Source organism: Bradyrhizobium sp. UFLA06-24 (assembly GCF_054967145.1).
In genome coordinates, this window is sequence record NZ_JADFUE010000008.1 from 57665 (window position 1) to 70379 (window position 12715).

General features: G+C 64.8%; 10 protein-coding genes. 6 read left to right on the forward strand and 4 right to left on the reverse strand.

Annotated features, from left to right (window positions below; all coding sequences use genetic code 11):
- The first annotated feature begins 167 nt into the window (after positions 1-167).
- The 4 genes from IF809_RS09410 to IF809_RS09425 are packed head-to-tail and all read left to right on the forward strand — an operon-like array spanning position 168 to position 4128.
- Positions 168-935 carry a YdcF family protein gene (locus tag IF809_RS09410; RefSeq protein ID WP_164939029.1) on the forward strand — a complete coding sequence of 256 codons (768 nt, stop codon included), beginning with the start codon at positions 168-170 and terminating at the stop codon, positions 933-935.
- Between the two features lie 41 nt (positions 936-976).
- Positions 977-1759 (forward strand): DUF169 domain-containing protein, encoded by a 783-nt coding sequence (locus tag IF809_RS09415; RefSeq protein WP_128966594.1) that lies wholly within the window; start codon positions 977-979, stop codon positions 1757-1759.
- Positions 1760-1768: 9 nt separating this feature from the next.
- Positions 1769-2947: a saccharopine dehydrogenase family protein gene (locus IF809_RS09420; protein ID WP_462837436.1), complete on the forward strand. Its 1179-nt coding sequence runs from the start codon at positions 1769-1771 to the stop codon at positions 2945-2947.
- A 5-nt stretch (positions 2948-2952) separates the two neighbouring features.
- The gene (locus tag IF809_RS09425) at positions 2953-4128 is read left to right on the forward strand and encodes a saccharopine dehydrogenase family protein (RefSeq protein WP_128966592.1); all 1176 of its coding nucleotides are present in this window, start codon (positions 2953-2955) and stop codon (positions 4126-4128) included.
- 110 nt (positions 4129-4238) lie between these two features.
- Here IF809_RS09425 and IF809_RS09430 read toward each other — a convergent pair whose 3' ends face one another.
- The gene (locus IF809_RS09430; protein WP_128966591.1) at positions 4239-5435 is read right to left on the reverse strand and encodes an FAD-dependent monooxygenase; all 1197 of its coding nucleotides are present in this window, start codon (positions 5433-5435) and stop codon (positions 4239-4241) included.
- 148 nt (positions 5436-5583) lie between these two features.
- Between IF809_RS09430 and IF809_RS09435 the strand changes: the two genes are divergently transcribed.
- On the forward strand, positions 5584-6060 hold the full coding sequence (locus IF809_RS09435) for a MarR family transcriptional regulator (protein ID WP_164939028.1): 477 nt from the start codon (positions 5584-5586) through the stop codon (positions 6058-6060).
- Here IF809_RS09435 and IF809_RS09440 read toward each other — a convergent pair.
- The 3 genes from IF809_RS09440 to IF809_RS09450 all read right to left on the reverse strand — a co-directional run bounded on the left by IF809_RS09440 (position 6029) and on the right by IF809_RS09450 (position 10246).
- The gene (locus IF809_RS09440) at positions 6029-7285 is read right to left on the reverse strand and encodes an O-antigen ligase family protein (RefSeq protein WP_462837437.1); all 1257 of its coding nucleotides are present in this window, start codon (positions 7283-7285) and stop codon (positions 6029-6031) included. The genes IF809_RS09435 and IF809_RS09440 overlap by 32 nt on opposite strands.
- Before the next feature lie 159 nt (positions 7286-7444).
- Entirely contained in the window at positions 7445-8992 is a 1548-nt protein-coding gene (locus IF809_RS09445) for an undecaprenyl-phosphate glucose phosphotransferase (protein WP_128966588.1), read from the reverse strand.
- Positions 8993-9112: 120 nt separating this feature from the next.
- The gene (locus tag IF809_RS09450) at positions 9113-10246 is read right to left on the reverse strand and encodes a glycosyltransferase family 4 protein (protein WP_462837438.1); all 1134 of its coding nucleotides are present in this window, start codon (positions 10244-10246) and stop codon (positions 9113-9115) included.
- 202 nt (positions 10247-10448) lie between these two features.
- On the opposite strand from IF809_RS09450, the gene IF809_RS09455 reads away from it, so the two are divergent.
- Entirely contained in the window at positions 10449-12695 is a 2247-nt protein-coding gene (locus tag IF809_RS09455) for a GumC family protein (RefSeq protein WP_462837439.1), read from the forward strand.
- Positions 12696-12715: the final 20 nt, after the last annotated feature.

The following is a 12715-nucleotide window of genomic DNA, read 5'->3' on the forward strand; positions in this document are numbered from 1 at the left end:
CGGTTTCATCGGACCTTGTCACGAGATCATGTATGCCGGGGCTTGACCGGACAATCGATCCTCTCCCAAGAAGATTTCTGATGACAAGGGGGCAGGTCAAGCCGCACCCGATCACTCAAGCGAGGTTTCTCCTGTTCTTCGTTCTTTCCAAAACGCTCGGCGCGGCCGTGCTGCCGATCAATCTTCTGGTCGAGCTCGGGATCATCTCGGTCGTGTTGATGGCAACGCGCTTTGCCGGGCTCGGTCGGAAACTGGCCGCGACCACACTGGTCCTGCTCGCACTCGCCGCCTTTTCGCCGCTCGGCAATCTCTTGCTCTATCCGCTGGAGTCGCGCTTTCCTCCGTGGGATCCCGCGCGCGGCGCCCCCGACGGCATCATCGTGCTGGGCGGCTCCGTCGATACCGATCTGTCGGCGGCGCATCGGACGCCGGTGGTCACGCACGGAGCCGATCGCCTGCTCGCACCGGCCGAGCTTGCGCGCCGCTATCCGAATGCGCGGATCGTTTTCACGGGTGGCTCTGCGAACCTGATTTCGACCGGCGCCAGGGAGGCCGACTATTCGGTCCCGATCCTGGAAAGCATCGGCATTCCGAGGGAGCGCCTGATCGTCGAACGGGACTCGCGCAACACCTACGAAAACGCGATCTTCACCAAGCGCCTGGTCGCGCCGAAGCCGGGCCAGCGCTGGCTGCTGGTCACCTCGGCCTATCACATGCCGCGTTCGATCGGAATTTTCCGCAAGGCCGGATTTGACGTCCAGGCCTATCCTGTCGACTGGCGGATGGGCGGACGCGACGATCTGTTCTCGTTCACCAATGTCAGCGCTGATGGTCTCGGCCGCACCGAGGTGGCCATGCGCGAATGGATCGGCCTTGTGGCCTACCGCCTCATGGGCAGAACCAGCGAGTTGCTTCCCGGGCCGGCCAAGGACTAGAACTGGCCTCAGAAGCAAAACGTCCGCGTCGGGAGGATGCCATGCAGCAGCAAGCCGCTGATACGATCGACCTTGCCGGCCTCGTCGCCGATCTCAACAGCCTGTTGCGGCTGAAGACGACGGTAACAGGCATGAAGCTGTTCGCGCATGCTGCGGACATGGAGGCGATCCCGAAAATCCGGCGGCCGAATGCGGTTCACACCACCGATCAGATCGTCAGCATGGCCTCGCGCCTCGGGTGGACCGTCGGCATTACCGGCGAGGATCTTGTCGGCGCGCAGTGCCGCGCGGTGATCGGCCTCGCGCCGCAGGACGACAAATGGCTCGCGGGAGAGAACTATGTCGGCGTCTGGCACGGCACGGCGGAAGATGCGCGCAAGCGCCAGCAAGCCCTGGACGTGGTTCCCTTCGGACAATATCAAGCGCTCGCCGTCAGCCCGCTCGCAAGCGGCCGGCTCAATCCGCCCGACATCTGCCTCGTCTATGCGACGCCCGGCCAGATGATCATCCTGATCAACGGGCTGCAATATACCGGTTACAAGAAGTTCGAATGGGGCGTGGTCGGCGAGACCGCCTGCGCGGATTCCTGGGGACGGGCGCTCAAGACCGGCGAGCCCAGCCTGTCCTTGCCATGCTATGCCGAACGGCGCTATGGCGGCGTGCCGGACGAGGAGATGCTGATGGCCTTGAAGCCCTCCCATCTCGCCAAGGCAATCGAGGGCATGAAGGCGCTGGCCAAGAACGGCCTGCGCTATCCGATCCCGCCCTATGGAATTCAAAGCGACGTCCGCGCCGGCATGGGCGTGAGTTACGCAAAGAAGTAAAGGCCGACCATGAGCTCTGCGAAGTTCGACATCGTTGTCTATGGCGCGACCGGTTTCACCGGCCAGCTCGTCGCCGAATATCTGGCGACGCACTATAAGGGCGATGCCTCGCTGAAATGGGCGATGGCGGGTCGCAGCCTCGAGAAGCTGAAATCCGTGCGCGACGCAATCGACGCGCCTGCCGCTACGCCGCTGATCGTCGCCGATGCGTCCGATGCGGCTTCGCTCAAGGCGATGGCGGAACAGACGATGTCCGTCATCACGACGGTCGGCCCATATCAGCTCTACGGCGAGGAACTGCTCGCCGCCTGCGTCGCGACCGGTACGGATTATTTCGACCTCTGCGGCGAGCCGATCTGGATGCGGCAGATGATCGACAAGTACGAGGCTGCTGCGAAGGACAGCGGCGCACGCATCGTGTTCTCCTGCGGCTTCGATTCCGTGCCGTTCGAGCTCGGCACGTTCTTCGTGCAGGAAGAGGCCAAGCGTGTGTTTGGCGCTCCTGCGGCGCGCGTGAAGGGGCGCGTGCGCGACATGCGCGGCACGCTGTCGGGCGGCACCGCCGCGAGTGCAAAGGCGACCTTTGACGCTGTTGCCAAGGACATGAGCCTCATCGCGATCCTGAACGATCCGTTCGCGCTGACGCCGGGCTTTGCCGGCCCGAAGCAGCCGAAAGGCAACAAGCCGCTCGTTGAGGAAGACCTGCAATCCTGGGCGGCGCCGTTCATGATGGCGCTGATCAATACCCGCAACGTCCACCGCTCCAACATGCTGATGGGCTTTCCCTACGGCCGCGACTTCGTCTACGACGAAATGGTTTTGACCGGACCCGGCGAGAAGGGCGAGGCCAACGCCAAGCGCGTGATGGCGGCCAATGCCGAGAAGACAGGTCCGAGCGCGCCGAAGCCGGGCGAGGGGCCGTCGAAGGAAGAGCGCGAGAACGGGCTGTTCAATCTGCTCTATGTTGCGATCGCGCCTGATGGCCGCATGGTTCGCGCCGGCGTCACCGGCGATCGCGATCCTGGTTACGGCTCGACCTCGAAGATGATCTCCGAATGCGCGATCTGCATGCTGCGCGATGCAACGGACGTTGCCGCCGGCTTCTGGACCCCGGGCGCGGCGATGCAGCACAAGCTGATCAAGCGGCTGCGGGACAATGCGGGCCTGACATTCGAGGTGGAAGCGTAAGGCCAGTGTCCGCAAAGTTCGACATCGTCGTCTACGGGGCAACCGGATACACCGGCCAGCTCGTGGCCGAATATCTCGCTGCGAACTATGTGGGTGACGGGGCTCCGGCATGGGCGTTGGCGGGACGCAGCAGAGACAAGCTCGCCTCCGTTCGCGATGCCATCGGCGCGCCCGCGGACACGCCGCTCATCGTAGCGGACGCGGCCGACCCCGTGTCGTTGCAGGCAATGGTCGATCAGGCGAAGCTGATCGTCACCACGGTTGGTCCATACCAGCTCTATGGGTCCGAGCTGCTTGCCGCCTGCGTCGCTGCCGGCACCGACTACATGGACCTCTGCGGCGAGCCGATCTGGCTGAAGCAGATGATCGACAGGCATGAGGCGGCCGCAAAGGCGAGCGGGGCGCGCATCATGTTCTCCTGCGGCTTCGATTCCATGCCGTTCGAACTCGGCGCGTTCTTCGTGCAGGAGCAAGCGAGGCGCGTGTTCGGGGCATCGGCGCCACGCGTGAAGGGGCGCGTCCGCGACCTCAGCTGGAAGTTCTCCGGCGGCACCTCGGCGAGCGCGCGAGTCACCTTCGAAGCGGTTGCGCAGGATCTCAGCCTGGTGTCGATCCTCAAGGATCCCTTTGCACTCACGCCAGGCTTCGAAGGACCCAGGCAGCCGCGCGGCAACAAGCCTGTTTTCGAGGAAGACCTGCAATCCTGGTCCGCTCCGTTCGCGATGGCGATGCTGAACACCCGCAATGTCCATCGCTCCAACATGCTGATGGGATTCCCCTATGGCCGGGACTTTGTCTACGACGAGATGGTGCTGACGGGGCCGGGCGACGAAGGGCTGGCCAACGCCAAGCGCGTGATGGCCGCCAATAGTGAAAAGACTGGCCCTGAGGCGCTCAAGCCGGGCGAGGGACCTTCGAAGCAAGAGCGCGACGCCGGTCATTACGACCTGCTCTATATCGCGATCGCGCCGGACGGGCGCCAGGTTCGCGCGGCCGTGAAAGGCGATCTCGACCCCGGTTATGCGTCAACGGCGAAGATGATTTCCGAATGCGCCATCTGCCTTCTGCGCGACGCGCCGGATGTGCCTCCCGGTCTGTGGACGCCGGGCGCAGCGATGCAGCACAAGCTGATCAGGCGGCTGGTCGACCATGCCGGGTTGAGGTTTGATGTGGAAGGCTAGGTCAGCTCTCGTAGGGGGGCAAAGCGAAGCGTGCCCGCCGTTGTCACGCTTGGAGAGAGATGGTGGGCACGGCGCGTTGCGCCTTTGCACACCCTACGGCACCGTTTCTGTTACGCCGCCCGCGCGTCATAGGCGTACATGAAATCCATGCCCTTCGATCCCAGCGGCAACAGCAGTTTGATCATCTGATTGCGTATCCACGCGCCGGTGGCGCTGAATTCGCGCTTGTTGTTGCCGTTGCGGCGGGCGATGGCAACGATCTTTTCCGCGCGCGGTCGGCGCTCGGCCTCGAAGGCCTGGAACGTGGCGGTGAGCTCCTGGCCCTCCTGCATCAGGCGGGCGAGCCGCATCGCATCTTCCAGCGCCAGCGAAGCGCCCTGGCCGGCATGGGGGCTCGTCGCATGCGCGGCATCGCCGATCAGGAGCGAGCGCTTGCGCGACCAGGTCGGCAGGGTCGCGACGTCGAGCGTGTCGGTGACTATGATGTTCTCGGCCGCATCGATGATGGCGGGGATGGGATCGTGCCAGCCGTGATGGAAGCCGCGCAGATGCTGCTTCAGCGTGCGCTGATCGAGGGCGCGGAACGTCGCGGCGTCCATGCCATGCGCCGGCTGCGTGCTCCACCACATCACGCCGTGCTTCGGATCCGGGCTGCAATAGCCGTAACCGAAGAAGCCGCTCTGCCCGAACGTGGTCTCGACGTGGCGGCCGACCGGCCTTCCGTCAAGCACGGCGTGCGGCACGAAGCCGCCAAAGCCGATCAGGCCGGTGTTGAAGGGTTTCGGACCATCAGGCACCACCTGGCGCCGCGTGACCGAATGCACGCCGTCGGCGCCGATCAGGAAGTCGCCCTCGGCGGTGGTGCCGTCGGCGAAATAGGCGATAACAGGCTGGTCGCCGCGATCCTCGATCTTGATCAGGCGCTTGTCGAAATAGAGCGAGACGCAGGCGCACCAGGCCTTGTCGATAAGAATCTCGTTCAGCGCCGCGCGGCAGATATTGACGGCCGGCTGGCCAAACCGCCGTTCCATGTCGCGGTTGATCGAGCCGAGCTTGTCACCGCCTTGCGAATAGAAGTCGAAGGATTCCGCGATCGAGCCGCGGCTGATCAACTCGTCCGCGAGCCCGATCTCGTCCATCACATGCATGCCGTTCGGCGCGATCTGCAGCCCGCCGCCGCTGCCCTTCGCGTAGGGCCAGGCTTCATAGATTGCCGATTCGATGCCGGCGCGGCGCAGCAGGATCGCGGCGACGGGCCCGGCGATGCCGGCGCCGATAATCAGGGCCTTGCGGGGACGATGAGGCATTGGCTTGCTCCCGACGTTTCCGTGGTGCTAGGAGAAATTACGGTCGCTAAATCTCTTAGTGACTAAGATATATATCGACTAAGATATGAGGTCGGCCTTGTCAAGGACGAAGGCGCGCGCGGCGTTGCTGGGGGAACTGGAAGAGGCGATGCGGCGCTCGTCCGCGCAGGGCGTGCTCTATGGGCAAACCGTTGCGAACGTCGCCGGGATTGCCAATTCCGATCTCGAATGCATGGACATTCTTTATCTCGAGGGTCGCGTGACTGCAGGCCGCCTCGCCGAAGTGACGGGCCTCACGACCGGGGCCATCACCGGCGTGGTCGACCGACTGGAGAAGGCAGGGCTGGTGCGGCGGGAGCGTGATGAGGCCGATCGCCGCAAGGTCTACATCGCCGTCGTGCCGGAGACTGCCATGAAGATCGGTCAGCTCTACGTGCCGATGCAGCAGGCGCTGGAGAAGGTGTTCAGTGGCTACTCCGACGAGGAACTGCGGCTGCTGCTGCGTTTCGCCAATGAAGGTTACAAGGGCGTGGTCGCGGCGACCGCGGCGCTGAAGACCCTGCTTGATACGCCGCCGGAGAAGCGTCCCGATCTCAAGCTGAAGAAGCGTCGTCCGAAGCCGTGATCTTGTAGGCCTGCGCGGCCGCGATCATGCCCCACATCGCGCCCAGCATCATCCAGAAATGCCGCCAGTGGTCTGTGTCGATCACGAAGCTTTCGCCGACAGTGCCGACGAAGGCCGAGAACACCGCGAGATAGGCGCGCTGCCAGGGCACGCGGACGAAGATGTGCCGGAAGCCCGTGATCACGGTGGTGAAGACCAGCGCGGGATAGCAAACGCCGGAGAGCCAGCCCCCCGACATGAAGGCATTCAGATAGGAATTGTGGGTGTCTTCGGGGAAGAAGCGGTGGAATTGCAGGGGACCGATGCCGAACGGCAGGTCGAGCGCCATCTCCGCACCCAGGATATGCCGGCCGAAGCGGCCGAAGCGGCCTTCGTCGTAGCTCTGGTCGAAGCTCGCGCGCTGCTTGAACATCTCGGCAATAGAGTCGAACGACAGCAGCACCGCGATCAGCGCGAGGCCCAGCACGACCGCCATGACGGCCATGATGATGATGCGCGAGCGCTGCGCGTTGGTGCGGCTGGTCAAGACCATCAGCGCCAGCATGAAGGCGGCGGTCAGGACCAGCCCGCCCCAGGCGGCGCGCGAGAAGGCGAGCAGAATCGCCAGCGACATGATGCCGAAGGCGATGAGGTTGCGGAACGCCTTTGCCGGCTTGTCCGAGACCACGCTCTGGAGCGCAAACAGCGCCGGCAGGATCAGGAAGGCGCCGAGCACGTTCGGGTCCTTGAACGTGCCGCGCGCACGCTCGTAGAGCGTCAGCAGGTCGTGGTCGCCCGGAACGAAATTGAAATATCCGGCGATCGCCGAGAGCGAGGCAACCATCGCGCCGACCACCAGGCCGCGGCGCAGCATGTCGAGCCGTGCCGCCGTGTCCTCCGACGTGATCATGGCGAAGAACACCACGGTCACCGCCATGTACCAGGAGGTCGCGATCCAGCTTGCGACCTCGGACTGATCGAGCAGCGGGATCGCACTGATGGTGTAGCCGACATTGAGCAGGACGAGGGCGAGCACCAGCGGCATCAGCACCAGCCGCAATCGCAAGCCGGTGGCGAAGAAGATCACCGTGGCGAGCAGCGTCGCGATCTCGTAGGGACTTGGCTCGATGAAGACGATCGCGCCTGAGGCCCCGACCAGCCACACCAGCGCGCGCTGAAGGGCCAGGACGCCGGGCGCAGCCGGTGCGGCTATCTTCATTCCACCGGCTGTCGCCGCATACGCCATCACACGCTCACGCTATTCGTGCACACAACTTCCGCTGTCATGCCCCGGCTTGACCCGGGCATCCAGTACTCCGTGCCGTCGTGGCAGGCTCTCCTGCCGGTGATTACTGGTTCGCCCGGCCAAGCCGGGCGATGACAGCGAGGCTCGGCGTCAGCAAACTCAATACGCGTTCTCGTTCTTCGTCAGCAGCGAGAGCGGCGTCTTCAGGAGAATGACGAGGTCGAACAGCACCGACCAGTTCTCGATGTAATAGAGGTCGAACTCGACGCGCTTCTGGATCTTCTCTTCGTTGTCGATCTCGCCGCGCCAGCCGTTGATCTGGGCCCAGCCGGTGATGCCGGGCTTGACGCGGTGGCGGGCGAAATAGCCGTCGACGGCCTCGTCGAACAGCCGGCTCTGGAGCTTGCCCTGGACGGCGTGCGGACGCGGACCGACCAGCGAGAGATTGCCCGCGAAGACCACGTTGAAGAGCTGCGGCAATTCGTCAAGGCTGGTCTTGCGGATGAAGCGGCCGACGCGGGTGACGCGCGGATCGTTCTTGGTCACGACTTTCGAGGCCGTCGGGTCCGCCTGGTGATGATACATCGAGCGGAACTTGTAGACGTCGATGCGCTCATTGTTGAAACCGAAGCGCTTCTGCCGGAACAGCACCGGCCCCGGGCTGTCGAGTTTCACCGCCACCGCAACCAGCGCCATGACCGGCAATGCGGCGAGCAACGCGAGGCTGCCGACGACGCGGTCGAACAGCCATTTCATCACCAGGTCCCAGTCGGTGATCGGCGCCTCGAACACGTCGAGCGTCGGCACCTTGCCGAGGTAGGAGTAGGAGCGGGGGCGGAAGCGCAGCTTGTTGGTGTGGGCGGACAGACGGATATCGACCGGCAGCACCCAGAGCTTCTTCAGCATCTCCAGGATGCGCGTCTCCGCCGAGATCGGCAGGGCGAACAGCACCAGATCGACGCGGGTGCGGCGGGCGAATTCGACGATGTCGTCGACCTTGCCGAGCTTGCGTGCACCGGCACAGGTGTCCAGCGCGCGGCTGTCGTTGCGGTCGTCGAACACGCCGAGCACGTGGATGTCGGAATCCTCCTGCGCCTTCAGCGCTTCGACCAGCTGCTCGCCATTGTGGTCGGAGCCGACGATGATGGTGCGGCGATCGAGCCGGCCCTGGCGCGCCCAGCTGCGAACCAGCGAACGCAGCACGAGGCGCTCGGCAACCAGCGCGGCGAGGCCGAGGAAGTAGAAGGCGGCCAGCCACAGCCGCGAGATTTCGCTGCCGAACTTGGCGAAGAAGGAGATGCCGATGAACATCAGGAAGACGAACGACCAGGACGAGATCATCCGCGTCATTTGCCGGAGTTGTCCGCGGAACAGCTGCACCTGATAAATGTCCGCCGCCTGGAAGCAGACCACGGCGGCGACCGCGACGGCGACGATCTCGATCGGATAAAGCCAGCTGAAGCCGGCGAGCGGCATGACGTAGCCGAGATAGACCGCGATGCCGACCGCGCTCAGCAGGACAAAATCGACGGCTCGCGCGATGCCGGTGATCACGATCGGCGAATAGGCGCGGGCGACCTTCTGGTTGACGACCTCGAGTGCAGCAGGCGTCAGGCGGCGGCGGCGTTCGACAAAAGGTTGCTCAGCCGGCTTGGCCGCGGCGCTGGTCGCGGCATCGAGCATCGAGCGTGCGTTGAGCGGTTCCACGGGCGTCTACGTCCATTCCAAGGCCCCGTGGGCGCAGCCTTGACGCCCCCGGGCATGCATCCCCTGGCACGTCGATTATCGGACAAATCGGAAGATTCTCTAAAGCCGGCTTAAGGATGGTTAATGTTTTGCAAATGCTTCGCGGTACCCGGCGAGCACGCCTTCGACCATCGCCTGCTGGGAGAAATGCGCCGAGATGCGTTGGCGCAGGGCGGAGGCGCGCTGCGCCGTCTCCTTCACATCGGCGAGGGCGGTCGCGATCGCCTCGGCCATGGCCTCGGCATCGCTGGGCGCAAACAAAGCCGGGTTCTCGGGGCCGAAGATCTCGGGGATGCCGCCGACGCGTGCCGCAATCATGGGAATCCCGGCCGCCCCGGCCTCGATCACGACATAAGGCATGGAATCGCCGCGCGAGGGCACGACCAGCAGCCGGCCTTTGGAGAAGCCGTAGCGGGCCTTGACGTGGCCGACGAAGCGGATCGCGTCCGTCAGGCCGAGCCTTTCGACCTGCGCCTTCAGCGCCGCCGATTCCTCGCCATCGCCCCCGAGCGTCAGCGTGATCTTCTTGCCGTTCTGATGCAACCGCGCGACCGCGTCGACCAGCAGATCGGCGCCCTTGATGTGCCTGAACTCGCCGACATAGGCGAGGTCGGTGGCGTCATCAGCGATGTCGACCGGCTCGAACTCCTCGGGCGTCACGCCGTTGAAGACGCAGTGCACGACGCCCTTGGGAGTGCCGACGATGCGCTGATAGGTGTCGCGGGCGAAGGCGCTCTCGAACAGGAACAGATCGGTCGAATCCATCAGCGTGCGCTCGAGCCGCGCGTAGAACTCGCCCTTCAGGGTGTTGAGCGGATAGTGCAGCGAGCCACCATGCGGGGTGTAGATGCGGATGGCGTCGTCGGTGCGCCGGCGCATGCGAACGAAGGCGCCAGCCTTGGCGCCGTGGCCGTGCATGACGTCGGGCTTGAGCGTGGCGATGAGGCGGCGCATGCGCAGCCAGACCAGAAAATCCTCCGGCGACGGTTCGCGGCGGATCGCGAGCCGATGCACACCAAGCTTCAGCCGTGGCGCAATTTCGGCCAGGGCTTTGTCGGCCCGCTCACCGCCGGTGAGGCTGTCGGCGAGAATCCCGACATGATGGCCGCGATCGACTTGGCCATTGGCGAGGTCGAGGATATGGCGGATGATGCCGCCCACGGGAGCGCGCACGGCGTGAAGAATGCGAAGCGGCTGGTCGGGAGAGGGGGGCATGATCAAAACCAGCGCTCAACGAGGAGTGCCGAACAATGTTCTCGAATATCGATGCGGATTAAGGGCCCTCGTGGTTAACAAAGAGTGACGAACGCGCGTGCGCTGCCCGTGCGACGGCAAGATTAACCCAGCGGCAACCTTAATGGAGTGTAATCGGCCGCATTGAGGTACATGAGTGGCGTTGCCCCTGCGGGAGTGTTCGATGCGTTTAGCGTTCTGGCGTGCCGGCAAGGACAAGTCCGTCATCGAGCGGGCCGTTTCGAAGGCCAAGTCTGAAGTCAAGCCTGAAGTCAAGCTTGAGTCCAAGCCGCGCATTGAAGCCAAGCCGGCGCCGCTTGCCGCAAAACCGGCGCCAGTCGAATCCGGCGACATCGATCTGCACGCGCTCGGCGGCGCCCTCGCACGCAAGCGCGGCTGGATCATCGTGCCGACGGTGCTGGCCCTCGTCGCGTCCGTTGCTGTCGTCAATCTCATCACGCCGCGCTACAAATCCGAGGCGCGTATCCTGATCGACGGTCGCGAGAACGTCTTCCTGCGGCCGAGCAGCGACCGCAGCACCGAGGAGCGGCAGGCGCTCGACCCCGAGGCGGTCACCAGCCAGGTTCAGCTCGTGTTGTCGCGCGACCTCGCGCGCGAGATCATCAAGAAGAACAAGCTTGCGGAACTCCCCGAATTCGATCCGGTGTTGCAGGGCGTTTCGCCGCTGAAGTCGCTCGCGGCGCTGGTCGGCATCGGTCGGGATCCGTTCTCGATGACCCCGGAAGAGCGCGTGCTCGACGCCTATTACGATCGGCTTCAGGCCTATGCCGTCGACAAGTCGCGCGTGATCGTGGTCGAATTCCAGTCGCAGGACCCCGAGCTCGCCGCGCGCGTCGCCAATTCGATCGCCGACGGCTATCTCGTGCTCCAGCAGGCTGCGCGTCAGGACCAGGCGCGCAACGCCAGCCAGTGGCTGGCCGGGGAGATCGACAATCTGCGCAAGAAGGTCTCCGAGGCCGAAGCCAAGGTCGAGGACTTCCGTTCCAAATCGTCGCTGTTCGTCGGCACCAACAACACCACGTTGTCGAACCAGCAGATGGGTGAGGTCAACACCCAGCTCAACAATGCGCGCGCGCTGAAGGCGGACGCCGAGTCCAAGGCCCGGCTGATCCGCGAGATGCTCCAGAGCGGCAAGCCGATCGAGGCCTCCGAGGTCGTGAACTCCGAGCTGATGCGGCGGCTGTCGGAGCAGCGGGTGACGCTGCGCGCCCAGCTCGCCGAACAATCGTCCACGCTGCTCGGCAATCATCCGCGCATCAAGGAGCTGAAGGCCCAGCTCAGCGACCTCGATGGTCAGATCCGCGACGAGGCAGCCAAGATCTCGCGCTCCCTCGAAAACGACGCGCGGATCGCGGGCGGGCGGGTCGACGGCCTGACCGCGAGTCTCGAGCAGCTCAAGAAGCAGGCGACCTCGACCAACGGCCAGGACGTCCAGCTCCGTGCGCTCGAGCGCGAGGCCAAGGCGCAGCGTGATCTGCTCGAGACCTATCTGGCCAAATACCGCGAGGCCAACACCCGCGAGACGATCGACACCGCGCCGACCGAAGGACGGATCATCTCGCGTGGCATCGTCTCCAACACGCCGGCCTATCCGAAGAAGCTGCCGATCGTGTTGATCGCGACGCTGGCGACACTGCTGCTGTCGTCCGGTCTCGTGGTCACCGGCGAGCTGCTGCGCCAGACCGCGCCGCGCGCCGTTGCCACCCTCGCGCCGACGGTCGTTCGCCGAGAGCCGGTCGTCGAGGCGGTGGAGATCGAACCGGCGCCGCTCCAGCCAGAGCTGAGGACGGATATCGAGGTCGGCGAATTCGCCGAGATCGGACAATTGGCGGAAAGCCTGCTTGCGGCGGGGGCGGGCGCGAAGAAGGTCACCGTGCTCGGCACCGCGCCCGGCGATGCCATCACGCTGTCGACGCTGACGCTGGCCCGCCATCTCGCGCGCGATGCGCGCGTGGTCGTCGTCGATCTAACGGCGTCCTCGCCGACGATCGCCGCGGTATCCGTCGATCCGACGGCCCCCGGTCTTGCCGAGTTGATGCAGGGGCAGGCCTCGTTTGCGCAGGTCATCACGCGCGACAAGCTCTCGCGGCTTCATCTCGTCATGGCCGGCCGTCCGGGCTTCGACCGCAGCCTGCTGCAGTCGCCGCGCGTGACGCTGGCGATTGACGCTTTGCTGCGCGCCTACGATCATGTGCTCCTGGACGCCGGCAGCGCCTCCGATCTGCCGGCCGAACTGCTGACGGCGAATGCCCGCGCCGTCGTGGTGCCCGACACGTCGATGGAGGCGGACGCGCGCGCACTGATGTGCGAGCAGTTGAAGGCGGTCGGCTTCAGCGAGGTGACGATGCTGAGCAAGCCGGTGCAGCCGTCGGATGCCGCCGAGACGTCCCCGCGCGTGGTGGCTGCGTAGTCGGTTATTCCTCTCTCCTT